23 protein-coding genes are annotated in these 26878 nt (G+C 55.9%); 10 read left to right on the forward strand and 13 right to left on the reverse strand.

The features are described from left to right. Window positions 1–629: HMP-PP phosphatase (gene cof, locus JO226_RS02115; RefSeq protein ID WP_293482011.1), on the reverse strand; the 629-nt coding region annotated here is incomplete at its 3' end. Between the two features lie 119 nt (window positions 630–748). Here cof and JO226_RS02120 point away from each other — a divergent pair. Together JO226_RS02120 and queC are read left to right on the forward strand one after the other, a co-directional pair. Continuing rightward, window positions 749–2449 (forward strand): SgrR family transcriptional regulator, encoded by a 1701-nt coding sequence (locus JO226_RS02120; RefSeq protein ID WP_293482013.1) that lies wholly within the window; start codon window positions 749–751, stop codon window positions 2447–2449. A 62-nt stretch (window positions 2450–2511) separates the two neighbouring features. Then, the gene (queC, locus tag JO226_RS02125) at window positions 2512–3207 is read left to right on the forward strand and encodes a 7-cyano-7-deazaguanine synthase QueC (protein ID WP_293482015.1); all 696 of its coding nucleotides are present in this window, start codon (window positions 2512–2514) and stop codon (window positions 3205–3207) included. A gap of 43 nt (window positions 3208–3250) precedes the next feature. Here queC and JO226_RS02130 read toward each other — a convergent pair whose 3' ends face one another. The 9 genes from JO226_RS02130 to bolA form a co-directional block, all read right to left on the reverse strand. Continuing rightward, complete coding sequence (locus tag JO226_RS02130; protein ID WP_293482017.1) at window positions 3251–3649, reverse strand: YbgC/FadM family acyl-CoA thioesterase; 399 nt, start codon at window positions 3647–3649, stop codon at window positions 3251–3253. Window positions 3650–3755: 106 nt separating this feature from the next. Further along, window positions 3756–4133: a helix-hairpin-helix domain-containing protein gene (locus JO226_RS02135; protein ID WP_293482019.1), complete on the reverse strand. Its 378-nt coding sequence runs from the start codon at window positions 4131–4133 to the stop codon at window positions 3756–3758. 147 nt (window positions 4134–4280) lie between these two features. Then, entirely contained in the window at window positions 4281–6155 is a 1875-nt protein-coding gene (ppiD, locus tag JO226_RS02140; RefSeq protein ID WP_293482021.1) for a peptidylprolyl isomerase, read from the reverse strand. A 212-nt stretch (window positions 6156–6367) separates the two neighbouring features. Next, window positions 6368–6640, reverse strand: a complete 273-nt coding sequence (hupB, locus tag JO226_RS02145; protein ID WP_002444653.1) for a nucleoid-associated protein HU-beta — start codon at window positions 6638–6640, stop codon at window positions 6368–6370. A gap of 209 nt (window positions 6641–6849) precedes the next feature. Next, window positions 6850–9204 carry an endopeptidase La gene (gene lon, locus JO226_RS02150; protein WP_293489650.1) on the reverse strand — a complete coding sequence of 785 codons (2355 nt, stop codon included), beginning with the start codon at window positions 9202–9204 and terminating at the stop codon, window positions 6850–6852. Between the two features lie 184 nt (window positions 9205–9388). After that, window positions 9389–10663 (reverse strand): ATP-dependent protease ATP-binding subunit ClpX, encoded by a 1275-nt coding sequence (gene clpX, locus JO226_RS02155; RefSeq protein WP_013367339.1) that lies wholly within the window; start codon window positions 10661–10663, stop codon window positions 9389–9391. Between the two features lie 105 nt (window positions 10664–10768). Continuing rightward, the gene (gene clpP, locus JO226_RS02160) at window positions 10769–11392 is read right to left on the reverse strand and encodes an ATP-dependent Clp endopeptidase proteolytic subunit ClpP (protein ID WP_293489653.1); all 624 of its coding nucleotides are present in this window, start codon (window positions 11390–11392) and stop codon (window positions 10769–10771) included. A 259-nt stretch (window positions 11393–11651) separates the two neighbouring features. Beyond that, window positions 11652–12950 (reverse strand): trigger factor, encoded by a 1299-nt coding sequence (tig, locus tag JO226_RS02165; protein WP_293489655.1) that lies wholly within the window; start codon window positions 12948–12950, stop codon window positions 11652–11654. Window positions 12951–13297: 347 nt separating this feature from the next. Next, window positions 13298–13615, reverse strand: a complete 318-nt coding sequence (gene bolA / locus JO226_RS02170; protein WP_044611996.1) for a transcriptional regulator BolA — start codon at window positions 13613–13615, stop codon at window positions 13298–13300. Window positions 13616–13921: 306 nt separating this feature from the next. On the opposite strand from bolA, the gene JO226_RS02175 reads away from it, so the two are divergent. From JO226_RS02175 to JO226_RS02210, 8 genes are all read left to right on the forward strand, one after another. Then, the gene (locus JO226_RS02175; RefSeq protein WP_293489659.1) at window positions 13922–14500 is read left to right on the forward strand and encodes a lipoprotein; all 579 of its coding nucleotides are present in this window, start codon (window positions 13922–13924) and stop codon (window positions 14498–14500) included. Between the two features lie 44 nt (window positions 14501–14544). After that, a complete protein-coding gene (ampG, locus tag JO226_RS02180; protein WP_293489661.1) occupies window positions 14545–16020 on the forward strand; it encodes a muropeptide MFS transporter AmpG in 1476 nt (491 codons plus the stop codon). 465 nt (window positions 16021–16485) lie between these two features. Further along, window positions 16486–17484: a cytochrome o ubiquinol oxidase subunit II gene (gene cyoA, locus JO226_RS02185; RefSeq protein WP_293489663.1), complete on the forward strand. Its 999-nt coding sequence runs from the start codon at window positions 16486–16488 to the stop codon at window positions 17482–17484. 19 nt (window positions 17485–17503) lie between these two features. Continuing rightward, on the forward strand, window positions 17504–19495 hold the full coding sequence (gene cyoB / locus JO226_RS02190) for a cytochrome o ubiquinol oxidase subunit I (RefSeq protein WP_293489665.1): 1992 nt from the start codon (window positions 17504–17506) through the stop codon (window positions 19493–19495). Next, window positions 19485–20099, forward strand: a complete 615-nt coding sequence (locus tag JO226_RS02195) for a cytochrome o ubiquinol oxidase subunit III (protein WP_293489667.1) — start codon at window positions 19485–19487, stop codon at window positions 20097–20099. The genes cyoB and JO226_RS02195 overlap by 11 nt, the downstream gene beginning before the upstream one ends. After that, window positions 20099–20425 carry a cytochrome o ubiquinol oxidase subunit IV gene (locus tag JO226_RS02200; RefSeq protein ID WP_293489669.1) on the forward strand — a complete coding sequence of 109 codons (327 nt, stop codon included), beginning with the start codon at window positions 20099–20101 and terminating at the stop codon, window positions 20423–20425. The genes JO226_RS02195 and JO226_RS02200 overlap by 1 nt, the downstream gene beginning before the upstream one ends. Before the next feature lie 11 nt (window positions 20426–20436). Continuing rightward, window positions 20437–21324 carry a heme o synthase gene (gene cyoE, locus JO226_RS02205; RefSeq protein ID WP_293489670.1) on the forward strand — a complete coding sequence of 296 codons (888 nt, stop codon included), beginning with the start codon at window positions 20437–20439 and terminating at the stop codon, window positions 21322–21324. 148 nt (window positions 21325–21472) lie between these two features. Beyond that, window positions 21473–22837: an MFS transporter gene (locus tag JO226_RS02210; RefSeq protein ID WP_293489672.1), complete on the forward strand. Its 1365-nt coding sequence runs from the start codon at window positions 21473–21475 to the stop codon at window positions 22835–22837. A 41-nt stretch (window positions 22838–22878) separates the two neighbouring features. On the opposite strand, the gene fucU is transcribed toward JO226_RS02210, so the two are convergent. The 3 genes from fucU to JO226_RS02225 are packed head-to-tail and all read right to left on the reverse strand — an operon-like array spanning window position 22879 to window position 26532. Further along, a complete protein-coding gene (gene fucU / locus JO226_RS02215; protein ID WP_293489674.1) occupies window positions 22879–23307 on the reverse strand; it encodes an L-fucose mutarotase in 429 nt (142 codons plus the stop codon). A gap of 1 nt (window position 23308) precedes the next feature. Continuing rightward, the gene (fucK, locus tag JO226_RS02220) at window positions 23309–24703 is read right to left on the reverse strand and encodes an L-fuculokinase (RefSeq protein WP_293489676.1); all 1395 of its coding nucleotides are present in this window, start codon (window positions 24701–24703) and stop codon (window positions 23309–23311) included. A gap of 50 nt (window positions 24704–24753) precedes the next feature. Continuing rightward, window positions 24754–26532 carry an L-fucose isomerase gene (locus JO226_RS02225; RefSeq protein ID WP_293489678.1) on the reverse strand — a complete coding sequence of 593 codons (1779 nt, stop codon included), beginning with the start codon at window positions 26530–26532 and terminating at the stop codon, window positions 24754–24756. Between the last annotated feature and the right edge of the window lie 346 nt (window positions 26533–26878).

Below are 26878 nucleotides of genomic sequence, written 5' to 3' on the forward strand. Positions count from 1 at the left end.
AAGGCGATGCAGTCCGCCATTCCCACGCCGAGATGTTCGCTTAATACCGACAGCGCCGCGCCTTTATTGCAGCCGTTCGGCAGCACTTCCAGACAGTCGACCGCAGAGAAACACAGATGCGCGCGCTCGCCGAGCGCATCGTTCAGTTGAATACGCAAACGACAGAGATCGTCGTGATCGCCACAGAAGCAGATCTTGGTCACCTCATGGGCCGGCAGGCTCTTCAGGCAACGCAGCTGATAGTGAAAACCGCTGTAGATATGCGCATGCAGCATCTCCGGGATGGCTTTGCCGGTTATCCAGCCGCTGTCATTAAATACGTGCATGCTGGCCGTGGTCTCCCAGCAGCTGTGCAGCACCCGCTCCGCCACCGCCGGGTCCAGATCCCGACGGTGCAGTACATCCCCTTCCAGGGAGTGGATACGGGTGCCGTTGCCGGTAATCAGGAAAGCGTCGAGGGAAAGGTGACCGATGATGTGGCGCATCTCAAGCGCATGCCGCCCGGTGGCAAATGTCAGCGTAATGTCACGCTCATTGAGGCGTTTGAGCGTCGACAGCGTCCGATCGCCAAGCCGATGGTCAGGCATCAACAGCGTGCCGTCCATATCAAATGCAGCCAGTCTTGCCATTATCTTCCCCAGAGTGTGATAGCTCATGCTTGTGAAAAATTATTGCCTGAGATATACGGAAGGAATAGTGAATAGATGATATTTATTGTTCCGGTTTTTTGGACTCAGGATCTTCGCCTATGCGTCAGCTCAACCGCCTAAACCAATTCCAGCGCCTTTGGCAGCCCTCCTCGGGCGCGCCGCAGCAGGCGACCATCGCCGAGCTCGCCGCCCGCTGCTTTTGCAGCGAGCGCCATGTGCGCACCCTGCTGCGCCAGGCCGAAGAGGCAGGCTGGCTGCGCTGGCAGGCGAAGTCGGGGCGCGGCAAACGCGGCACGCTGACCTTTCACGCCAGCCCGGAATCGCTGCGCAATGAGATGATGGAGCACGCCCTGCAGCACGGTCAGCAGCAGAGCGCTATCGAACTCGCCCAGCTTGCCCCCGTCGAGCTACGGGCGCTGCTGCATCCGTTTCTCGGCGGACAGTGGCAAAACAACACGCCAACGCTGCGCATTCCCTATTATCGCCCCCTGGAGCCTTTGCACCCGGGGTTTCTGCCTGGCCGGGCCGAGCAGCATCTCGCCGGGCAAATCTTCTCCGGCCTGACGCGATTCGACCCGAAAAATGTCGGGCCGGTCGGCGATTTGGCGCACCACTGGGAGGTGTCCGACGACGGGCTGCGCTGGCATTTTTATATTCGTTCGACGCTGCACTGGCATAACGGCGACCCGGTCACAACCGAACAACTGCGCCAGCGCCTGGCGATGCTGCTGGTACAGCCCGCCCTGCAAAAGCTGTTCGCCAGCGTAAAGCAGATTGACGTGACCCACGCGCAGTGTCTGACCTTCACCCTGCACCACCCGGATTTCTGGCTGGCGCATCGGCTGGCAAGCTACTGCAGCGTGCTGGCGCACCCTGAACACCCCTCATGCGGTACCGGGCCGTTTCGTCTCAAGCTCTTTGAGCCGGAACTGGTGCGTCTTGAAAGCCATCATCGCTACCACCTGAGCCATCCGCTGTTGCAGGCGATTGAATACTGGATTACGCCGCAGCTGTTTGAGCAGAATCTCGGCACCAGCTGCCGCCATCCGGTTCAGATTGCGATCGGCGAACCGGACGAACTGCGCAAACTTCAGCTGGTCAGCAACAGCATCAGCCTGGGGTTTTGCTATCTCACTCTGCGCAAGAGCGAGCGGCTGAACGCCGCCCAGGCGCAGAAACTGGTCTCGCTGATTCACAGCACCTCGCTGCTGCAGACGCTGCCGCTGGATGAAAACCTGATCACCCCGACCCGCGAACTGCTGCCAGGATGGCAGATTCCGCAGCCGCCTCCCTGCGACGACGTGGCCTTTCCCCCTCGCTTGACGCTGCTGTATCACCTGCCCGTTGAGCTGCATACGATGGCTGAGCAACTCAGGCTGGCGCTGGCGGCCCACGGGTGCGAGCTGACGGTGATATTTCACGACGCGAAAATCTGGGACGGCTGCCCGCAGCTTGCCAGTGCGGACCTGATGATGGGCGATCGCCTGATTGGCGAAGCGCCGGAGTATACCCTTGAACAATGGTTGCGTTGCGATCCGCTGTGGCCGCACCTGCTGAGCCACGCGCAATACGCGCATCTACAGGCCACGCTGGATGCTGTGCAGCGCCAGCAGGACGCCCCCTCCCGCAACGCCGCCCTGCAGAATGTCTTCGAGCAACTGATGCGCACGGCGACCCTGACGCCGCTCTTTAACTACCAGTATCAAATCAGCGCGCCGCCGGGCGTCAACGGCATCCGTCTGAACGCCCGGGGATGGTTCGATTTCGCCGAAGCGTGGCTACCGGCCTCGTCGTCGTGAAGCTGGTCGGCAGTGAATGAAGGCGCTACCATAACGCTTTCAAATAATGAACAGGATTTGCCATGAAACGCGCTGTTGTGGTTTTTAGCGGAGGACAAGACTCCACCACCTGCCTGGTGCAGGCTTTGCAGCAGTATGATGAAGTACACTGCGTGACGTTTGACTACGGGCAGCGCCACCGCGCGGAAATCGACGTCGCCCGCACGCTCGCCCTGCAACTCGGCGCCCGCGCCCATAAGGTGTTGGATGTAACGCTGCTCAACGAACTGGCCGTCAGCAGCCTGACGCGCGACAGTATTCCGGTGCCGGACTACAAACCGGATGCCGACGGTATTCCGAACACTTTCGTGCCGGGGCGCAATATTCTGTTCCTCACGCTGACCGCCATCTATGCATATCAGGTCAAAGCGGAAGCGGTTATTACCGGGGTCTGCGAAACCGATTTCTCCGGCTACCCGGACTGCCGCGACGAATTCGTGAAAGCGCTGAATCACGCAGTAAATCTCGGCATGGCAAAAGAGATCCGCTTCGAAACGCCGCTGATGTGGCTGGATAAGGCCCAGACATGGGCGCTGGCGGACTACTGGGGCAAGCTGGACCTGGTACGCAACGAAACGCTGACCTGCTATAACGGCGTCAAAGGCGATGGCTGTGGGCAATGCGCCGCCTGTAACCTGCGCAGCAACGGCCTTAACCAGTACCTTGCCAACAAACCTGCGGTGATGGCGGCGATGAAAGCCAAAACCGGGTTGAAGTAAACGCGTGGGTCCCCGAGCCATTCGCCTTCGGGGACCGTTGTCCTTATGCCACCATCTGTTCCAGATGGGCCCGCAGTTCGCCCTCCAGCGGCAGCGCTTTTTGCGTTTTCAGGTCGATGCACACGAAGGTAATGAGCGCATCCGCCACCATCTCGCCGTCGGGCTCAAGCGTCACCACCTGGCTTAATATGCCGCTTTTGCCGTTCAGTCGCTGCACTTTGCTGCTGACAGTAAGCACATCGCCCAGTACCGCCGGGCGGCGATAGTTAATATTGATATTCACGACGACAAAAGCGATGTTGTTCGCCGTCATCCACTGGAAAGCGGAATGATTCTCCAGCCCGTCCCAGCGCGCCTCTTCGAGAAACTCGAGATAGCGGGCATTATTCACGTGCTGATAGACATCCAGGTGATACCCACGAACTTTGATTTGTGTTTGCATAGCGCACTCGCCTACGTGATTTGTTGTTATAGGATCAGAGGCCGCACCACTGGTACGACCTCTCTAGTCTGGCAAATTTTTGCGACTGTGCAAACTCAAAACGCCATCAGAGCATCAGATGCGCAAGATTTCGCTCCACCAGCGCGCTGCCTAACCCCGGAACCTGCCGCAGGTCGTCCAGCGTTTTAAACGGACCGTACTCTTCCCGATAGCTGACGATAGCCTGCGCTTTTTTCAGCCCGACGCCGTTCATGGCGTGAGCGAGTTCCTCCGCGCTGGCGCTGTTGATACTGACTTTACCTGTTTCCGCCGTCGGCGCATCTGCTGCCGGGGTGGCGGTTTTTGCCGCTGCGGGCGGTGGTGTTTGCGCCGCCCGCTGGCCGACCTGCGTTTTGGCCTCCGCGGCGGCGGCAAACGCGGTATGGCTGACACCGGCACACAGGAAGGCAGTGGCGAAAATAAGGGCATTGATTCCAGGTTTCATGCTGTTTCTCCTTGTTTGTTGACAGCGAGGCCACGATACCCGGCGCGAGAAACCCGTACAAAAGGCAAATGCTAAAAATGGAAAAGGCCGCGAAAGCGGCCTTTGTCTGTTGCAGTCGATTACGACATTCTGCGAGCGAACGCGAGATTACTGCTGCTGCGTGACGATATCGCCCAGCTTGATTTTCGCCTCTGTACGCAGATTCGACATCATAGCTTCGAAGGCTACCTGCGCGTTATTCTGCGTGATGCCTGCGACCATGGCCTTCTTCTGCGCTTCCGGCATGGTGCCGTCTTTCACGTCATCCAGCGAGACCAGCACCACGTTGCCCTGCATATCGCTACCCACGCCGTATACCGGCTTATCTTTCTGCGGCAGCGGCAGAGAGAATGCCGTCTGGCTCAGCGGATCCTGACCGGTACGGCTCAGGGTGGTCGCCGGGCCGAAGCTCAGGCCAGCCGCTTTCATCGCCTCATCGCCTTTACCGGCGTTCAGCTCAGCCAGCAGCTTCTCAGCATCCAGTTTTGCCTGCTGTTCCGCTTTGGTGCGCTTAACAATATCGGTCACCTGCGCCTTCACGTCCGCCAGTGGCTTCACCGCATCCGCTTTATGCTCGCTGATGCGCAGCACAAACGCGCGATCGCCATCGACGGTGATGATATCGGAGTTGCTGCCAGGCGTCCCGTTCTGCCCCACCAGGCCGCCGTTGAAGATAGCGTCCGCCACTGGCTTGAAGTTCAGCTCGGCAGGCAGGCTATCACGACCGAACCAGCCGGTTTCTACCGCCTTCATCCCGGCAACCTGCTCTGCGCCCGCCAGGGATTCGTTATCGTTGCTGGCGGCATCGCTCACTTTCTGCTGCAGGGCGTAGTAAGCGTCTAACGCTTTTTCCTGCTTCACTTTCGCGGCGATATCGTCACGCACTTCGGCCAGCGGCTTCTCTTTTGCTGGCTGGACGTCGTCAAGACGAGCAACCAGGAAACCAACGGAGGACGTAATCGCGCCAGACAGTTGCCCTTTCTCTTTCAGGCCCGCATTTTTCAGCTCATCCGGTGTGGTGGACGCTTCCAGCCAGCCCATATCTCCGCCGTTTTTCGCGGAGATGATGTCTGCGGATTTCTCTTTTGCCAGCGCGGCGAAATCAGCGCCTTTGTTCAGCGCGTCCAGCACCGCTTTCGCGTCGGCTTCCGTTTTGGTCTGAATCACGCTGTAGCGTACGCGTTCCGGCTGCGTGAACTGATCCTGATGCTGATCGTAGTAAGACTGGATATCGCTGTCGGACGCGGTTTCCTGCATGGCGGCGGCATCAAGCTTGATGTAGCTCACGCGGAACTGCTCCGGCGACACGAATTCGTGTTTGTGCTGCTCGTAGTAGCTGTTGATTTCCTGGTCGCTGACCTGCTGCTTCGCCGCCAGCGCGTCAACGTTAATTGTCGCTTCGCGTACCACGCGCTGCTGGGAAACCAGCGCCGCCAGTTGCTCGGTTTCTCCCGGCAGCATGAAATCGGTGCCGACGATAGCGTTGATCAGCTGCTGGGTTTCCAACTGGTTGCGCAGCGCCTGCGCGTACTGATCGGCCGACATCCCCATCTGGTTCACGATGCCGTTAAAACGGTCGTTATCAAATTTACCGTTAGACTGGAATGCCGGGGTCTCGAAAATCGCCTGCTTCACCTGCTGGTCGCTGATGGCGAGACCGAGGTGTTTCGCATACTGGTCGAGCAACGCTTCGTCGATGAGGCGGTTCAGCACCTGCTGACGCAGCGTTTTCATGTAATTTTCGTTAGCGGCAAGTTCAGAGAAGCGGTCGCCAAGTTGCTGCTGCATACGGTTACGCTCGCTGGCAACCGCATTTTCAAACTGCGAACGACCAATCTCCTGGCCATTCACTTTCGCGGCGTATGTATTGTTACCGCCAATCAGGTAGCTGCTCACGCCGGTCAAAATGAACGACACGATAATGATACCGAAAATAATCTTGAGCACGACGCTATTGGCTGCCGTACGTAAGGAGTCCATCATGGTGTAACAACGCTCCGCTGTAGGTGACTGTATACCTCGCACAGCATAGCATGAGAGGCCGCTGTACGTGAGGGCGTATTTTGACAAGAAAACGGGGTGATTGTCAGCCCGCAACTCGCCTAAAGTCGCAGAAAGTAAGGCTGGATAAACAAAAAAGGCACATCAATTGATGCGCCCTTGTACTTTGTCACGTTCCCTTCATGGGAAAGCGATCAGTTTACCGCGTCTTTCAGAGCTTTACCTGCACGGAAACCCGGCACTTTAGCGGCAGCGATGGTGATCTCTTTACCTGTTTGCGGATTGCGACCAGTACGGGCAGCACGCTCTTTAACAGCAAAAGTACCAAAACCTACCAGTGCAACGTCATCCCCTGCCTGCAGAGACTCGGTAACGGAAGCAATCAAAGCATCTAACGCACGTCCAGCTGCAGCTTTAGAAATGTCCGCACCTGCAGCAATTTTGTCAATCAGTTGAGATTTATTCACTGTTCTCTTCCTCTCTTTATAATTTATATCGCACCTGAATCCTTCACAGTGCGACCGCGCAGCAGTTATATCAGGAGTGTCATGCCCTTACAACACCCGTTGTTGATGACAGACCATCCAGCAATCTAAATTAGCTATACAAAAAAAGGCTGGCAAGTAGGATTTCACTCACCAGCCTCGATTTTATTAGCGCTATTTGCGCGAGGTCACTATTTTGTGGTCACAACCTGCATGCCAAAGGGCTCATTCTGCAGCGCAAGTGCCAGAACCTCTTCAATTCGTTTCACCGGGTGAATGTCCAGGTCGGCGATAACGTTATCCGGAATCTCTTCCAGGTCGCGTTTATTTTCGTCAGGAATCAGAACAGTCTTAATACCGCCGCGGTGTGCCGCCAGCAGTTTTTCCTTCAGACCGCCGATCGGCAGCACCTGACCACGCAGGGTGATTTCACCGGTCATCGCCACATCGGCGCGAACCGGGTTGCCCGTCAGACAGGAGACCAGCGCCGTACACATTGCGGTACCCGCGCTTGGGCCGTCTTTCGGCGTCGCCCCTTCCGGCACGTGAACGTGAATGTCGCGTTTTTCATAGAAATCCGGGTTAATTCCCAGCTTCTCAGCGCGCGCGCGCACCACGGTCAGCGCCGCCTGGATAGACTCCTGCATCACTTCACCCAGAGAACCGGTGTAGGTCAGCTTGCCTTTACCCGGCACGCAGGCGGTTTCAATCGTCAACAGGTCGCCGCCGACTTCGGTCCACGCCAGACCCGTTACCTGGCCTACGCGGTTTTCACTGTCAGCACGGCCATAGTCGAAGCGCTGAACGCCCAGGAAGTCGTGCAGGTTATCGCCGTTAATCTCAATGTGCTTGAGCGATTTATCCAGCAGCAGCTGTTTCACCGCCTTACGGCACAGTTTGGAGATTTCACGCTCAAGGCTACGCACGCCCGCTTCACGGGTGTAGTAGCGAATGATGCCGATAATGGCGCTATCTTCGACCGTCAGCTCGCCTTTTTTCAGCGCGTTACGTTCAACTTGCTTCGGCAGCAGATGCTGTTTAGCAATGTTCAGCTTCTCGTCTTCGGTATAACCGGACAGACGAATCACTTCCATACGGTCCAGCAGCGGCGCCGGAATGTTCATGGAGTTCGACGTCGCCACAAACATCACGTCGCTGAGATCGTAGTCCACTTCCAGATAGTGATCGCTGAACGCCACGTTCTGCTCAGGATCCAGCACTTCCAGCAGCGCAGAAGCCGGATCGCCGCGCATGTCGGACGACATCTTATCGATCTCATCAAGCAGGAACAGCGGGTTTTTAACGCCCACTTTCGCCATTTTCTGGATAAGTTTCCCCGGCATCGAGCCGATGTAGGTACGACGGTGACCGCGGATTTCCGCTTCGTCACGCACGCCGCCCAGCGCCATACGGATGTATTTACGTCCGGTGGCTTTGGCGATGGACTGCCCCAGAGAGGTTTTACCCACCCCCGGCGGTCCCACCAGGCACAGAATCGGGCCTTTAATCTTGTTCACACGGCTCTGCACCGCGAGATACTCAAGGATGCGGTCTTTGACGCGTTCGAGGCCGTAATGGTCGGTATCGAGAATTTCCTGGGCCTGACGCAGGTCTTTTTTGACCTTGCTGCGGGCGTTCCACGGCACCTGCACCATCCACTCGATATAGCCGCGCACCACGGTCGCTTCAGCAGACATCGGCGACATCATTTTCAGCTTCTGCAGCTCGGACTCGGCTTTCTCTTTCGCCTCTTTCGGCATCTTCGCCGCGTCGATTTTACGCTTCAGCGCTTCATTCTCGTCCGGCGCGTCGTCCATTTCGCCCAGCTCTTTCTGAATGGCCTTCATCTGCTCATTCAGATAGTACTCACGCTGAGATTTTTCCATCTGCTTTTTCACGCGGTTGCGAATACGCTTCTCAACCTGCAGCAGATCGATTTCCGACTCCATCATCGCCATCAGATATTCCAGACGCTCGTTAACGTCGGACATCTCCAGCACGGACTGTTTGTCCGCCAGCTTCAGCGGCATATGCGCCGCGATGGTATCCGCCAGACGCGCCGGATCGTCGATGCTGTTCAGCGACGTCAGCACTTCCGGTGGGATTTTCTTGTTGAGCTTGATGTAGCCTTCGAACTGGCTTATCGCCGTACGAACCAGCACTTCTTGCTCGCGCTCGTCCATAGACGGCGAGTCAAGGTACTCCGCTTTCGCCGAGAAGTGATCGCCATTGTCAGACAGCGTGGTAATACGCGCGCGCTGCAAGCCTTCAACCAGCACCTTCACGGTACCGTCAGGCAGCTTCAGCATCTGCAGAATAGAGGCCACGGTCCCGACGGTGAAAAGATCGTTTACACCCGGCTCATCCGTTGACGCATCCTTTTGAGCAGCCAGCATGATTTTTTTATCATGATCCATGGCCGCTTCCAGACAACGGATAGATTTTTCCCGCCCTACAAACAAGGGAATGACCATGTGCGGATAAACCACCACATCGCGCAACGGCAATACGGGGATTTCAATGCGTTCAGAACGCTCAGGATTCATAGAGCTCTCTCTTAGTTTAGTGTCCGCCAGGTAGTCGGTTGCGCAACTGTGCTTCACGCGACCGTTAACATGTGATCCAGTATATGGGGATGTTTCCCACACATTCAACGCCCGGTTTACAGGAAAAACAAAAGGGGGGATAAAATATCCCCCCTTTGCTTAACTGACTGAGTCAACTGGTTAATTATTCGCCAGATGCCTGCTGGGTTTCGGACTTGCCGTAAATCAGCAGCGGCTTGGATTGCCCGGCAATGACGGACTCATCAATCACCACTTTTTCGACATCTTCCATGGACGGCAGATCGTACATGGTGTCGAGCAGCGCCGCCTCAACGATAGAACGCAGGCCACGGGCGCCGGTTTTGCGCGCCATCGCTTTTCTGGCGATAGCGTCCAGCGCTTCATCGCGGAACTCTAAATCCACACCTTCAAGATTGAACAGCGCCTGATACTGCTTAGTCAGGGCGTTTTTCGGCTCTTTAAGGATCTGGATCAGCGCGTCTTCGCTCAGCTCGTTAAGGGTTGCCACAACCGGCAGACGACCGATGAACTCTGGGATCAGACCAAACTTGATCAGATCTTCCGGCTCCGCCTGCGCCAGCAGCTCGCCTTCGTTGGCTTTTTCAGATTTCGCTTTCACCGTCGCGCCAAAACCGATACCAGACCCGGTTTCCACACGATTGGCGATCACTTTATCCAGCCCGGCAAACGCGCCGCCGCAGATAAACAGGATCTTCGACGTATCAACCTGCAGGAACTCCTGCTGAGGATGCTTACGCCCGCCCTGCGGCGGAACCGCGGCGATAGTGCCTTCGATAAGCTTCAGCAGCGCCTGCTGTACGCCTTCGCCGGACACGTCGCGGGTGATTGACGGGTTGTCAGACTTACGGGAAATCTTGTCGATTTCATCGATGTAGACAATGCCGCGCTGCGCTTTCTGCACATCGTAATCGCACTTCTGCAGCAGCTTCTGAATGATATTTTCCACGTCTTCGCCGACGTAACCCGCTTCCGTCAGGGTCGTCGCATCCGCCATGGTGAACGGTACATCCAGCAGACGAGCGAGCGTTTCCGCCAACAGCGTTTTACCGGAGCCCGTCGGGCCAATCAGCAGAATGTTGCTTTTGCCCAGCTCTACGCCGTTGCTGGTATCGCCATTGCGCAGACGTTTGTAGTGGTTGTATACCGCCACGGCCAGCACTTTCTTCGCTTTTTCCTGGCCAATGACGTAGTCATCCAGGTGATGGCGAATTTCATGCGGCGTCGGCAGCGCGCTACGCTCGCGGTGCGGCGCAACTTCTTTAATCTCTTCGCGAATGATGTCGTTACATAAATCAACGCATTCGTCGCAGATATACACGGACGGCCCGGCGATCAGTTTCCGCACTTCATGCTGGCTTTTGCCGCAAAAAGAGCAGTACAACAGTTTGCCTGAACCATCTTTGCGTTTATCTGTCATCAGTCCAAACCTCTTTTATGTTCTTTGTGCCGCACATGACGACGCAAATGCCACTATCAACGGTATGCCGCCCTCTACAGTATAGCGGCACACCGGCATCTGGCATTATTTACGATGGGTCAAAATGGAGTCGACCAGGCCGTACTCAACCGCTTCCGAGGCAGAGAGGAAGCGGTCACGCTCGGTGTCGCTTTCGATCTGCGCAAGGGATTGACCCGTGTGTTGCGCCATAAGTTCATTCATGCGCGCTTTAACCTTCAGGATTTCCCGGGCGTGAATCTCAATATCCGTCGCCTGGCCCTGATAGCCGCCCAGCGGCTGGTGAATCATGACTCGGGAGTTCGGCAGGCAGAAACGCTTGCCCTTCGCCCCTGCTGTCAGCAGGAAAGCGCCCATAGAAGCCGCCTGCCCCATACAGATAGTGCTGACATCCGGCTTGATGAACTGCATGGTGTCATAAATTGACATCCCTGCGGTGATCACCCCGCCAGGAGAGTTAATGTACAGGTAGATATCTTTTTCCGGGTTTTCCGCTTCCAGGAACAGCATCTGCGCCACAATCAGATTCGCCATGTGGTCTTCCACCTGGCCGGTCAGAAAGATAACGCGCTCCTTCAGCAGGCGGGAATAAATATCAAATGAACGTTCGCCGCGTGAGGTCTGTTCAATGACCATCGGCACCAGGGCCATATGGGGTGCAAAGTTATCTCGTTCGCCACTGTATGACATGTCCGTCTCCTGGATAAAATTGAAAATACCTGCTGTGCTGATTGTAACCTTGAGGACGGATTATCAGCCAGTTTCTTTCATACTACTTACCCACTAATGGGGTTCACAACGCTCTATTTCAAGCATAACAATCTTTTGCTGTTACGCTAACACCGAAACGCCGTTTTAGCACGTATGCGCATCTATCACTGCAATAAAAAAACCCGTCACCGGAAGGCAACGGGTTTTTCGTTCAAACTTTGTACCAAAGAGGCGTTAATTACGCCGGCTGGTTCATCAGTTCGTTGAAAGTAGTGGCTTTTTCAGACACTTTAGCCTGGTTCAGAACGGCTTCAACAGCCTGCTCTTCCAGCGCTACGTTGCGCATGTTGTCCATCAGCTCTTTGTTCTTGCTGTAGAACTCGATAACTTCTGACGGATCTTCGTAGGCAGAAGCCATCTCTTCGATCAGACCCTGAACGCGCTCTTCGTCAGCTTTCAGCTCGTTGGAACGAATGACTTCGCCCAGCAGCAGACCAACAACAACGCGGCGCTTAGCCTGCTCTTCGAACAGTTCACGCGGCAGTTCCAGAGCCTGTTTCTCGTTGCCACCGAAACGCTGTGCAGCCTGACGGCGCAGAACGTCGATTTCACCGTCGATCAGGGCAGCAGGAACGTCGATGTCGTTCGCTTTCACCAGACCTTCAATCGCCTGAGACTTGATGCGGTTACGCACGGCGCCTTTCAGCTCGCGCTCCATGTTTTTACGCACTTCAGCGCGCAGACCGTCTACAGAACCGTCTTCAACGCCGAAACGTTTGATGAATTCTGCAGTCAGTTCCGGCAGCTCACGCTCTTCAACTTTCTTCAGGTTAATGACGAATTTCGCCGCTTTACCTTTCAGGTTTTCAGCGTGGTACTCTTCTGGGAAGGTCACGTCGATGGTGAACTCTTCGCCCGCTTTGTGGCCTTTGACGCCGTCTTCAAAGCCCGGGATCATACGACCCTGGCCCATGGCCAGAACGAAATCGGTGGCTTTGCCGCCTTCGAACTCTTCGCCGTCAACAGAACCGGTGAAGTCAACAGTAACGCGGTCTTCAGCGTCTACAGCGCCATCTTTGTCTTTCCAGGTCGCCTGCTGCTTACGCAGAGTGTCCAGCATGCCGTCAACGTCGGCTTCGGTCACTTCAACAACCGGTTTTTCAACTTCGATGGTATTCAGATCTTTCAGCGCAACTTCCGGGTACACTTCAAACTCAACCGCGTAGGTGAAGTCTTCGCCCAGTTTGTATTCGCCCGGCACGTAGTTCGGTGCGCCAGCCGGATTGATTTTTTCTTTGATGATCGCGTCAATGAAGTTGCGGCTCATCAGGTCGCCCAGCACGTCCTGGCGTACGGAAGCGCCATAACGCTGAGCAACGACGTTCATCGGTACTTTGCCCTTACGGAAACCGTCAATGCGAACTTTTTTCGCTACGTTGACCAGCTCGCTTTTCACAGCGGTCTCGATGCTGTCAGCAGCGATAGTAATCGTTACACGGCGGCCAAGGCCCTGAGTGGTTTCAACTGAAACTTGCATCTTATTACCTCAAAAAAATCACAGTGCTCGGTCAACTCTGAAAGCGTGTATGGTGCGCTTAACAGAACCGGGATGTTCTCTATTATTCAGAATCACATTCCCTGTCGCCAGAATCATCCCGAAGACGTTCCTAAAATTAAGACGCCGCATTATAGCGGCATCACCAGGGTGAGTCGAGAACGGTTGTCGCGCCAGGCTGCGGCTTTTTTCACATTTCCTGGCTATTTTTGGTCTAAAAAATCACATTTACGTCTATTTCTCAGACAAAACAAAACGGCCCGAAGGCCGTTTCTCATTAATCTGTACGCAACATACTGGAAAAGCTCCGGCAGTTGCAAATGCGAATTTTACGCAATCGTCCCCGCACCACGGCACGGTGGCGACGCAAAGACGGTATCCTGCAGGTTCGCCCACTCCTTAATGGTGTAGGTATGCAACGCCAGAGCGTGCACGGTGGTTGAGAGTTCAGCCGTTAAGGTACTGTAAATCATCCGGTGACGATTAAGGAAACGCTCCCCGGTGAAACGATCGCTCACCAGCACCACCTTGAAGTGACTTTCAGAGCCAGCCGGAACATTATGGCGATAGCTTTCGTCTACCACCTCAAGGAACACGGGAGTAAACGCTGCCCTTAATTTATCTTCGATTTGCTCACGTATCATCATGAAATGACTCCTCCGACAACGCTGAGATGCCGCCCATCCCTTTAAATGTTAGCCGCTTTTACCGACTCCATTACAGAAACACAACAAAAATTTAGCTTTCGCCCGCCTTTTTCAGTCAAACGTATGAAGATGTCGAACTCTTTCATCAGATTCATCGTAAAAATCAATCTTAAATCACTGGTAGGCTCAGAAAACGTACAGTACGGCGAAATTACCTGTGTTGCCCACTTCCCCTCATCGTTGGCGATGTTATGATGGCGAGAATTTTTTTCGCCCGATGAACAACAGTACGTTGAGAACCTTAACATGTTAAAAAAAATCCTCTTCCCGTTGGTCGCGCTGTTTGTGCTGGCAGGTTGCGCCACGCCGCCAACCACCATTGACGTTTCGCCGAAAATTACCCTGCCGCAGCAGGACCCGAGCCTGATGGGCGTCACGGTGAGCATCAATGGCGCCGATCAGCGTCCGGATCAGGCGCTGGCTAAAGTCACCCGCGACAACCAACTGGTGACGCTGACCGCCTCCCGCGACCTGCGTTTCCTGCTGCAGGAAGTACTGGAAAAACAAATGACCGCGCGCGGCTATATGGTTGGGCCAAGCGGTGCGGTTGATCTGCAGATCATCGTAAATCAGCTTTATGCCGATGTTTCTCAGGGTAACGTGCGTTACAACATCGCGACCAAAGCGGATATCGCCATCATCGCCACCGCGAAGAACGGCAATAAGATGACCAAAAACTACCGCTCAAGCTACAACGTGGAAGGCGCGTTCCAGGCCTCCAACAAAAATATTGCGGATGCGGTTAACAGCGTGCTGACTGACACCATCGCCGATATGGCGCAGGACACCAGCATTCACGATTTCATCAAGCAAAACGCGCGTTAATGCGTCGCTGACCCGGCGCCATGCCGGGTCAGTCGCCCAGGCCCATGTCCAGTCATTATTTACGTATTTTCCAACAGCCGCGATCGGCCATTTTACTGATCCTTGGCTTCGCCTCCGGCCTGCCGCTGGCGCTCACCTCCGGCACGCTGCAAGCGTGGATGACGGTCGAAAACGTCGATCTCAAAACCATCGGCTTCTTCTCTCTCGTCGGCCAGGCTTACGTCTTTAAATTCCTCTGGTCGCCGGTCATGGACCGTTATACCCCGCCATTTCTCGGGCGCAGGCGCGGCTGGCTGTTGACGACCCAGGTGCTGCTGCTGCTGGCCATTGCCGCCATGGGGTTCCTGGAACCCTCGACGCAGCTGCGCTGGATGGCGGCCCTCGCGGTAGTGATCGCCTTTTGCTCCGCCTCGCAGGACATCGTCTTTGACGCGTGGAAAACGGACATTCTACCCGCAGAAGAGCGCGGCGCGGGCGCGGCCATTAGCGTGCTGGGCTATCGCCTGGCGATGCTGGTTTCCGGCGGTCTGGCGCTGTGGCTGGCGGATCAATGGCTGGGCTGGCAGGCAATGTACTGGCTGATGGCCGCTCTGCTCGTCCCCTGTATTATCGCCACGCTGCTGGCGCCGGAACCCAGCGATGTTATCCCGGCGCCGAAGACGCTGGAGCAGGCCGTCGCCGAACCGCTGCGCGACTTTTTCGGGCGCAACAACGCCTGGCTTATCCTGCTGCTGATCGTCCTTTATAAGTTAGGCGACGCCTTCGCCATGAGTCTGACCACCACTTTCCTGATTCGCGGCGTCGGTTTTGATGCGGGCGAAGTCGGCGTGGTGAATAAAACGCTCGGTCTGTTTGCCACGATTGTCGGCGCGCTCTACGGCGGCGTGCTGATGCAACGCCTGTCGCTGTTCCGCGCGCTACTGATTTTCGGCATTCTGCAGGGAGCCTCGAATGCCGGGTACTGGCTGTTGTCAATGACCGACAAACATATTGTCACCATGGGCGCCGCCGTGTTCTTTGAAAACCTGTGCGGCGGTATGGGCACCTCGGCGTTCGTCGCCCTGTTAATGACGCTGTGCAACAAATCATTTTCAGCCACCCAGTTTGCACTGCTGTCGGCGCTGTCCGCCGTCGGGCGCGTGTATGTCGGCCCTATCGCCGGCTGGTTTGTTGAAGCGCACGGCTGGCCCACCTTTTATCTTTTCTCGGTGATCGCCGCAGTACCGGGAATAATGCTGCTGTTGCTGTGCCGACAAACGCTGGAAGATACCTGGCGGCACGAACGCTTTGTACCGCGCACGGAATATCGAAACGCCTATCAGGCGGCGCTGTATATTGTGATGCTGGGCTGCCTGGTGCTGTCTGTCTGGCTGCTGCTGCTGGTCATGAATGCCCTGGATTACACCTCGTTTTCATTCCTGTCGGGTCTGCTTGAGACTGGCGTCCTGATTGCCGTGGGCGGCATCCTGCTGGGGTGCGTCCTTGATGCGCTGGCGCTGCGGAGAACCCGCCTGGCGTGATCCTGCAATAATTGGCCGTTGTAATCACACGAAGTAATTATAACGGTCAACAGCCAATTTATTTTTCTCACTTGTTATTTTGTGCGTTTTTAAATTTTGGAAATTTTTGGCATCTTTAAACCTCGCCGTTATTTCATTAACCGATTCAGCCTATTTATATTTAATATTTCGTTTTCTTAATGTCGCTATATTGATAGCGAATTGTTAACTAATTGTGTGTTTTTGGTATTGGTTATACCAATTGCCATTTGGTTAATTTTTTTCGTCTCCATTTTGTTATAACACCGCGGCAATGCGCTATCTGCCTGGATTTTAGGCATAATTGGCAACATCTGTGACACGCCCGGCAGAACCCAGTAACATGAAGCTGACACAACTCCAATCATGTTTACAGTAATGTAACCTTCCCGTAAAATGCCCCCACACTTTAAACGCCACCAGATCCTGTGGAATTGAGGTCGTTACATGAGACTCAGGAAATACAATAAAAGTTTGGGATGGTTGTCATTAATCGCTGGCGCTGTTTTACTCAGTGGCTGTGATTCTGCGCTACTTGACCCTAAAGGACAGATTGGACTGGAACAACGTTCACTGATACTGACGGCCTTTGGCCTGATGTTGATTGTCGTTATTCCCGCCGTCTTGATGGCTGTTGGTTTCGCCTGGAAATACCGTGCGAGCAACAATGATGCGAAGTATACCCCGAACTGGTCACACTCCAATAAAGTGGAAGCTGTGGTCTGGACGATACCTATCCTTATCATCCTGTTCCTTGCCGTTTTGACATGGAAAACCACGCACGCGCTTGAGCCAAGCAAACCGCTGGTGCATGACGAGAAACCGGTCATCATCGAAGTGGTTTCCATGGACTGGAAATGGTTCTTCATCTATCCGGAGCAGGGCATTGCTACCGTTAACGAAATCGCCTTCCCGGCGAACGTTCCGGTTCAGTTCAAAGTCACCTCCAATTCCGTGATGAACTCGTTCTTTATCCCGCGCCTGGGTAGCCAGATCTACGCGATGGCAGGCATGCAGACTAACCTGCACCTGATCGCGAATGAAGCAGGCACCTACGACGGTATCTCCGCCAGCTACAGCGGCCAGGGCTTCTCCGGAATGAAGTTCAAAGCCTTTGCCACGCCGGACCGCACCGCTTTCGACCAGTGGGTCGCTAAAGTGAAAGCTTCCGCAGACACCATGAACGACATGGCTGCCTACGATAAGCTGGCTGCGCCGAGCGAAAACAACAAGGTGGAGTACTTCTCCAGCGTGAAGCCAAACCTGTTTGTTGATGTTATCAACAAATTTATGGGTCACGGGCACATGAACATGGGCCAGCCGAACGGTGAACATCCGTCACAGGACGGTATGGAAGGCATGGACATGGGTCAGGCTGATTCTCAGCATGATTCTCATGGCGACATGGCCGACATGAACATGAATCACGCGGAAACCGCTCACTAAGGGGCCGAGGAAGAAAACGATGTTCGGAAAATTAACACTGGAGTCAGTGCCCTACCATGAACCCATTATCATGGTTACGGTGGCTGCAATTATCATTGGTGGGGCGGCGTTACTGGCCTTAATCACTTACTTCGGTAAGTGGACCTACCTGTGGAAAGAGTGGTTGACCTCGGTTGACCACAAAAAGCTCGGCATCATGTACTGCATCGTCGGTATCGTGATGCTGATTCGCGGCTTTGCTGACGCCATCATGATGCGTAGCCAGCAGGTCCTCGCCTCTGCGGGTGAAGCAGGCTTCCTGCCGCCGCACCACTACGATCAGATCTTCACCGCCCACGGCGTGATTATGATCTTCTTCGTGGCGATGCCGCTGGTTATCGGTCTGATGAACGTTGTGGTTCCGCTGCAAATCGGCGCTCGCGACGTGGCCTTCCCGTTCCTCAACAACCTGAGCTTCTGGTTCACCGTTGTCGGCGTGATTCTGGTCAACCTGTCGCTGGGCGTGGGCGAATTCGCTCAGACCGGCTGGCTGGCCTACCCGCCGCTGTCGGGCATTGAGTATAGTCCAGGCGTCGGGGTTGATTACTGGATTTGGGCGCTACAGCTCTCCGGTATCGGTACTACGCTGACCGGTATCAACTTCTTCGTGACCATCCTCAAGATGCGCGCGCCGGGCATGACCATGTTCAAGATGCCGGTATTTACCTGGGCATCGCTGTGCGCCAACATCCTGATTATTGCGTCATTCCCGATTCTGACCGTTACCATCGCGCTGTTGACCCTCGACCGCTATGTCGGTACCCATTTCTTCACTAACGAAATGGGCGGCAACATGATGATGTACATCAACCTGATTTGGGCCTGGGGCCATCCGGAAGTGTACATTCTGGTGCTGCCAGTATTCGGCGTGTTCTCTGAAGTTGCGGCGACCTTCTCGCGTAAACGCCTGTTTGGCTACACCTCGCTGGTGTGGGCAACCGTGTGTATTACCGTTCTGTCGTTCATCGTTTGGCTGCACCACTTCTTCACCATGGGCGCAGGCGCGAACGTTAACGCCTTCTTCGGTATCGCCACCATGATTATCGCCATCCCGACCGGGGTGAAGATTTTCAACTGGCTGTTCACCATGTACCAGGGCCGTATCGTATTCCACTCTGCAATGCTGTGGACTATCGGCTTCATCGTGACCTTCTCCGTGGGCGGGATGACCGGCGTACTGCTGGCAGTACCGGGCGCTGACTTTGTTCTGCACAACAGTCTGTTCCTGATTGCGCACTTCCATAACGTTATCATCGGTGGTGTGGTCTTCGGCAGCTTTGCAGGTGTGACCTACTGGTGGCCAAAAGCGTTCGGTTTCACCCTGAACGAGAAATGGGGCAAACGCGCTTTCTGGTTCTGGATTATCGGCTTCTTCGTTGCCTTTATGCCGCTGTACGTGCTGGGCTTCATGGGGATGACCCGTCGTCTGAGCCAGGACATCGACCCGCAATTCCACCCGATGCTGGTGATTGCGGCCTGCGGCGCGGCACTGATTGCCTGCGGTATCCTGTGCCAGCTGATTCAGTACTACGTCTCTATTCGCGACCGCGAGCAGAACCGTGATCTGACCGGTGACCCGTGGGGTGGCCGTACGCTGGAGTGGGCAACCTCTTCTCCGCCGCCGTTCTATAACTTTGCTCACGTGCCTCACGTTCATGAACGCGATGCATTCTGGGAACTGAAAGAGAAAGGCGAAGCGTACAAGCAGCCTGCGCACTATGAAGAAATTCATATGCCGAGAAACAGCGGCGCTGGCATCGTGATTGCCGCCTTCGCAACGGTATTCGGTTTCGCCATGATCTGGCACATCTGGTGGCTGGCGATTGTTGGCTTTGCCGGCATCGTGATCAGCTGGATTGTGAAGAGCTTTGACGAGGACGTGGATTACTACGTACCGGTTGCAGAAGTCGAAAAACTGGAAAACCAGCATTTCGATGAGATTTCTAAGGCAGGGCTGAAAAATGGCAACTGATACTCTGACAACTGCGAACGCCCACGCGCACGAACATGGGCACCATGATTCAGGATCGACCAAAGTCTTTGGTTTCTGGATCTACCTGATGAGCGACTGCATTCTGTTCTCTATCCTGTTCGCCACCTATGCCGTGTTGGTCAACAACACGGCGGGCGGCCCGTCAGGTAAGGACATTTTTGAGCTGCCGTTCGTTCTGGTCGAAACCGCGCTGCTGTTATTCAGCTCCATCACTTATGGCCTGGCGGCTATCGCCATGTATAAGAACAACAAGGGCCAGGTTATCTCCTGGCTCGCCCTGACCTGGCTGTTCGGCGCAGGGTTTATCGGGATGGAAATCTATGAATTCCATCACCTGATTGTTGAAGGTATGGGCCCGGATCGCAGCGGTTTCCTGTCCGCGTTCTTTGCGCTGGTAGGCACCCACGGTCTGCACGTGACCTCGGGTCTTATCTGGATGGCTGTCCTGATGTTCCAGATAGCGCGTCGCGGTCTGACCAGCACTAACCGTACCCGCATCATGTGCCTGAGCCTGTTCTGGCACTTCCTGGATGTGGTATGGATCTGTGTGTTCTCTGTAGTTTATCTGATGGGGGCGATGTAATGAGTCATTCAACCGATCACGGCGCTTCCCACGGTAGCGTAAAAACCTACATGACAGGTTTTATCCTGTCGATCATCCTGACGCTTATCCCGTTCTGGATGGTGATGAACGGCTCTGCGTCCCACGTTGCCCTGCTGGGCACCGTCCTGGTGAGCGCAGTAGTACAGATTCTGGTGCATCTGGTGTGCTTCCTGCACATGAACACCAAGTCTGACGAGGGCTGGAACCTGACGGCTTTCGTCTTTACTGCACTGATCATCGCGATTGTGGTCATCGGTTCCATCTGGATCATGTGGAACCTTAACTACAACATGATGGTTCGATAAGAGCGGCGAGTATGTTTAAGCAATACCTGCAAGTAACAAAACCAGGCATCATCTTCGGTAACCTGATCTCCGTGATCGGCGGTTTCCTGCTGGCCTCAAAAGGCCGCATCGATTACCCGCTGTTCGTCTATACGCTGGTCGGTGTCTCGCTGGTTGTCGCCTCTGGTTGTGTATTCAACAACTATATCGACAGGGATATCGACAGGAAGATGGAGCGGACCAAAAATCGGGTGCTGGTAAAAGGCCTGATTTCTCCACAGGTTTCGCTGGTGTATGCCACCTTGCTGGGTATTGCTGGCTTCATGCTGCTGTGGTTCGGCGCCAACCCGTTGGCGTGCTGGCTGGGCGTGATGGGCTTCGTGGTGTACGTGGGCGTGTATAGCCTGTACATGAAGCGCCATTCCGTTTACGGCACGCTGATTGGCTCCCTGTCCGGCGCCGCGCCGCCGGTTATCGGCTACTGCGCCGTCACCGGCGATTTCGACAGCGGCGCGCTGATTCTGCTGGCTATCTTCAGCCTGTGGCAGATGCCTCACTCCTACGCCATCGCGATTTTCCGCTTTAAGGATTATCAGGCGGCGAACATTCCGGTTCTGCCAGTGGTGAAAGGCATCTCTGTCGCCAAGAATCACATCACGCTGTACATCATCGCGTTTGCGGTAGCGACCCTGATGCTGTCTCTCGGCGGCTATGCCGGATACAAATATCTGGTGGTCGCAGCGGCGGTCAGCGTCTGGTGGCTCGGCATGGCGCTGCGCGGATATAAAGTGGAAGACGATAAGGTCTGGGCGCGAAAACTGTTCGTGTTCTCCATTGTCGCTATCACCTCACTGTCCGTGATGATGTCGGTAGACTTTATGGTGCCGGATTCACATCATCTATTGGCGTACGTCTGGTAAAAGACGTAAACGCTTAAAAGGGTGCTACGGCACCCTTTTTTATTTGCTAATTTAATGAATCTCAGACGTAATATTTGTTAAACAACAGTCTGTTTACCCTGCCCTTTCCCCGCTTTACACTATGCGCAGCTTTCATATTGAGGTAGCAATGAACGATTTTAAAATGACGCCCGGCGAGTTGCGCGCGACCTGGGGTTTAGGGACCGTGTTTTCATTGCGCATGCTCGGCATGTTTATGGTCCTGCCCGTGCTGACCACCTACGGAATGGCGTTACAGGGCGCCAGCGAAGCGCTGATTGGTCTGGCTATCGGCATCTATGGGCTCGCTCAGGCCGTCTTTCAGATCCCCTTCGGCCTGCTGTCTGACCGGATTGGCCGCAAGCCGCTGATTATCTGCGGGCTGCTTATCTTTGTTGCTGGCAGCGTTATCGCCGCCCTCTCCCACTCTATCTGGGGCATTATTCTTGGCCGCGCCCTGCAGGGTTCCGGAGCGATAGCCGCGGCGGTCATGGCGCTGCTGTCTGACCTGACCCGCGAGCAAAACCGCACCAAAGCGATGGCGTTTATCGGCGTCAGTTTCGGCGTCACCTTCGCGATAGCCATGGTGCTGGGTCCGATAGTGACCCACCAGCTCGGCCTGAACGCGCTGTTCTGGATGATAGCGCTGCTCGCCTCGCTGGGTATTTTGCTGACCCTGTGGGTAGTGCCCAACAGCGATAACCACGTGCTGAACCGCGAATCCGGCATGGTGAAAGGCTGCTTTCGCCAGGTGTTGCTGGAGCCGAAACTGCTGAAGCTCAACTTCGGCATTATGTGTCTGCACATTCTGCTGATGTCCACCTTCGTGGCGCTGCCGGGTCAGTTAGAAGCCGCAGGCTTCCCGGCGGCCGAACACTGGAAAATCTATCTGGTCACCATGGTCGTCTCCTTCGTCGCCGTGGTGCCGTTCATCATCTATGCGGAAGTCAAACGCCGCATGAAGCGCGTTTTCTTATTGTGCGTTGCCGTACTGTTGATTGCCGAAATCGTCCTCTGGGGTTCCGGTGCTTATTTTTGGGAGCTGGTGACCGGCGTCCAGCTCTTCTTCCTCGCCTTTAACCTGATGGAGGCGCTGCTGCCGTCGCTTATCAGCAAAGAGTCGCCTGCCGGTTACAAAGGCACCGCGATGGGAGTCTACTCCACCAGCCAGTTTCTTGGCGTGGCGATTGGCGGATCGCTCGGCGGCTGGCTGGACGGCTTCTTCGATTCTCAGACCGTCTTTTTGATGGGCGCGCTGCTGGCGACCGTCTGGATGCTGGTCGCAATGACGATGCAGGAACCGCCGTATGTCAGCAGCCTGCGCATCGCCATTCCCGACGACGTCAACGCTGACGATACGTTAAAAGCGCGCCTGCTGGCAAAAGAGGGAGTGAAAGAAGTCCTGGTTATCGCGGCAGAGCGGTCGGCCTATGTCAAAATCGACAGCAAGGTCACCAACCGCTTTGAGGTCGAGCAGGCGATGCTACCCGCCTGATCCGCCCTCCCCCACCCGACGTTCACGTCGGGTGGAAAACGTTACGCCAGCGGCGTGACGCCTTTCTTGAGCAAAATATTGCCGTACTTCGCGGTCTCCCCGGTGACCACAATCGCAAAGGCGCTGCGGGCCCGGTCGTAAAACGCAAAACGATCGATGCGCGCTATCGCTGGACAGTCACCCTCGCCAGACAGCGCCTGGCGGTAGCGGGCCTCCACCGACGCCTCCAGGCTATCGCCTGCAACTGGCGCCATCATCACCAGCGGTTCGGCATAGCTGTCGAGTTCAAACAGCGGGATAACCGCAGCCAACAGCGCGCTCACCGACTGGCCGTCGGCGCGAATCACCTGCGGGCCGAGGCTGTGCGCCGGAAAGTGGGCGTCGGCAAAAATAATTTCATCGCCATGCCCCATCTCGGCCAGGGTTTTTAGCAGCATCGGTGAGATGAGCTGAGAAATGGTCTTTAGCATCTTAACCTTCCTGTGGATAAAAATAGCGATAGCGGTAATCGACCGCCGCCCGCGCCGTTTCGGCATCGGAATAGACCCCAACGCCCGCCCAGCCATAGCAGGCCGCGCCCAGCACCGTGGTTTCGGCGTCTTCCAGCACCTTCACCGGCACCCGCAGCGCGTCGGCTTTCATTTGGTTCCACAGCGCATTACGACTGCCGCCGCCGACCAGCAGAAGTTCTCGCGTCTTGATCTCCGTCGCGGTTTCAAGACGCGCCAGATTCTCCCGCAGCTGTGCGGTGAGCCCCTCCAGCGCCGCGCGGTAAAAATGCCCGCGGGTGGTATTGAGCGTCACCCCTTGCCAGCCCGCCTGCGGGCTGGCAAGCAGCTGGCAGTTCATCCGCACGCCGTCGGCGCCGGGCGCGATCTGCTGTGCCTCATCAATAATGTGCTGCCACGGCGTTTGCGGCGTCCAGAACAGCCCGCGCACCCACTCCAGCACACCGGAAGCCAGATACTGCATGCCGGGGTTAACGATTCCCGGCTGACTGTCCAGCTCGCAGGTTGACCCCGGGACCTGGGCAAGCCTTACGGTATCCACCTGCGGGCTGCGCACCATCAGGATCTCCCAGGTACCTGACGACAGCACCGGCTGACCGATTTCCGCACCCGCGCCGAACAGCGCAAACTGGGTGTCATGCCCGGCGGAAATTACCGGCAATCCCACAGGTAAGCCAAGTTGCGCCGCCGCCCCGGGCAGCAGCTCGCCCACCCGCTCGCCGGGGTTCACCACGGGAGGAAACAGCGTCTCGCGAATGCCGATTTCAGCAAGGATCTGCGGACTGAACCGGCCCTCCTGCAGCGAATAAAGCTGGCTGGTACCGGCCATGGTGATATCGGTGGTCAACTGTCCCGTCAGGCGCTGGTTAATCAGCGAGGAGATAAACAGCCAGGCATGGGCGTTTTCCAGCAGCCGGGGGTGATGCTCACGCAGCCAGAGCAGCTTATACAGGGTGTTGAAGCTGAAATGCCCCACGCCGGTTATCTGCTGCAACAAGGCAGGATCAAGACGCTGCGCCAGACTCGTCATCACCGACAGCGTACGCGGGCATTTCCAACTGATCACCGGGTACAACAGGTTGCCGCCGTCATCCACCAGCGCGCCGTCCACGCCAAAGGTGGTGACCGTGAGACCCGCTATCGTGTAGCCGTCAAGCCGCCCGCACACCTCACGGCAGCACTGGGCAAAGCGTTGTAAAATGGCCTCAACGGACCACTGGTGCCAGTTGGCGTCTTCCGTGGCCGGTTCGCTGGCGTTGGCCACGCCTGACCGCGCGACGACCTCCCCTTGACGGTTGAGCGCAATGGCGCGAACGTTGGTTGCGCCGCAATCAAGAACCAGAAAACATGAGTGCATAGTGGCTCCTGCCAGGCGGCGCGCAGACGGGTTGCCTGCGCGCCTGCGGGTTAGCGTTTATAGAGTGGCCCGTAGTTCTGGCAGGCGCGATAGTCCTGGCCTTCCAGATCCATGCCGTGCGCCGACCACGCGCTCGGCCGCCACACCTGCTCATCCTCGACGTTGTGCATGCACACCGGAATACGCAGCATTGACGCGAGCGTCAGGAAATCCGCCCCAACGTGACCGACGGTCAGCACACCGTGGTTTGCCCCCCAGTTCGCCATCACCGACCAGACATCGCGGAACGGGCCGCGCCCGGTCAGACGCGGCGCAAACCAGGTGGTCGGCCAGGTGGAATCGGTGCGTTTATCCAGCGTGGCATGCACATCCTCCGGCAGCTCAACGCTCCAGCCTTCGGCGATTTGCAGCACCGGGCCAATGCCTTTAATGATGTTCACGCGGGTCATGGTGAACGGCACCCCGCCGCGGGTCAGGAAGTTGGAGGAGAAGCCGCCGCCGCGGAAATATTCATGCACCGCCGGACACCAGCGCGTGGCGTTGAGGCAGGTATCCGCGTCCTGCTGGCTGATTTCCCAGTGCGGCTTGAGCGTCGGTCGCCCTTCGCTGTCGGTCTGCCGCGCGGTACCGTCCAGCGCCGCCGAGCCGGAATTAATCAGGTGAATGATCCCCTGCTCCGCAAGCCCGGTGAGCGTTTTACCGGTGACGCGCTCTACGGCCTCCGGCGACCAGAAGGTACGCACATCGGCAAAGATCTGCGCCGTACCGGTCATCAGGTGACCAAACAGCATCGCCACGCCGTTAAGGCTGTCGTTTTCCGTCGCCACCACCAGCGGCTGGCGAATACCGTTCCAGTCAAAGGAGCTGTTGAGCAGCGCTTCGGCGGTATCGCCGTTAGGATAGTGATCGGTCCAGTGACGCTGTCCCTGGAAGCCGGAAACGATAGCGTTATAGCCCAGCGCTTCTTCACCGCGCCCTTTCTCCGCAAGCTTCGGATTGCCCTGCATCATGTCGCGGATGCACATCGCCATCAGCAGGCTTTCACGCAATATTTCCCGCTTTTGCGCATCGTCACGACGGTACTGAGCCGCGTTTTTATCCTCGCCGAAGCGGAATTTTTCCTCCGCCCAGGCCAGCGCCAGCGCCAGTTCTTCTTCATCGTATATCTGATGGTCGATACGACGGCGCAGCTCGGTCATATCGACGGCCTGCACCTTCATCCCAAGCCAGGATTCAAAGAAGTTGTGATCGACAATCGACCCGGCAATTCCCATCGACACACCGCCGAGGGACAGATAGCTTTTCCCCTTCATGCTCGCTACCGCCAGACCCGCACGGGTGAAGCGCAGCAGCTTCTCTTCAACATCCAGCGGAATAGCGGTGTCGCCCGCGTCCTGGACGTCCTGGCCATAAATCGAAAATGCCGGGATCCCCTTCTGGTTGTGCGCCGCCAGCGCCGCCGCCAGATAAACCGCCCCCGGACGCTCAGTGCCATTGAACCCCCAAATGGCCTTCGGACGCAGCGGATCCATGTCGATAGTTTCGCTGCCATAGCACCAGCAGGGCGTTACCGTAATGGTCAGCCCCACGTTCAACGCGGCGAACTTCTCATCGCAGGCGGCGGACTCCGCCAGCCCGGCGATGCAGGTGTCCGCAATGACGCATTCAATCTCGCTGCCGCAGGGATGGCGCAGCTTTTCGCGCAGCAGGTTCGCCGTCGCCTGCGCCATATTCATCGTTTGCGCTTCCAGAGATTCACGGACGCCCAGACGACGGCCATCAATCACCGGGCGAATCCCCACTCGTGGCAATAACTTCTTATTTTTCATCGCGATTCCTCGTCATCATGAATGCGCCCTGCGGGCATGCAGCGCCAGACTTCCGCGGGCAATAAGGCGGAGCGCTAAAATAACCGATTTTGCTAACTCGAATTAGCTTAGGTTTTAGTCGATTTTAACCACAACAAATTTGTCATGAATTTGTGAGCGCTTTCACGAAGAGCGGTCAAAATTCGATCACCGTCAGATAACTCGTTTCAGCAATTTCATATAATTACTTTATATTTCATTGCGTTGATGAAATATGTTTGCACGAAGTCACAATTTGGATACAAATTATTTGGCTAAATTTTGAGCCTGAAATAGCTTTTAACGGCGAAAGCTACTTCGAGTTAGC

This window comes from Pluralibacter sp. (assembly GCF_019237635.1).
Classification (GTDB): domain Bacteria; phylum Pseudomonadota; class Gammaproteobacteria; order Enterobacterales; family Enterobacteriaceae; genus Enterobacter_B.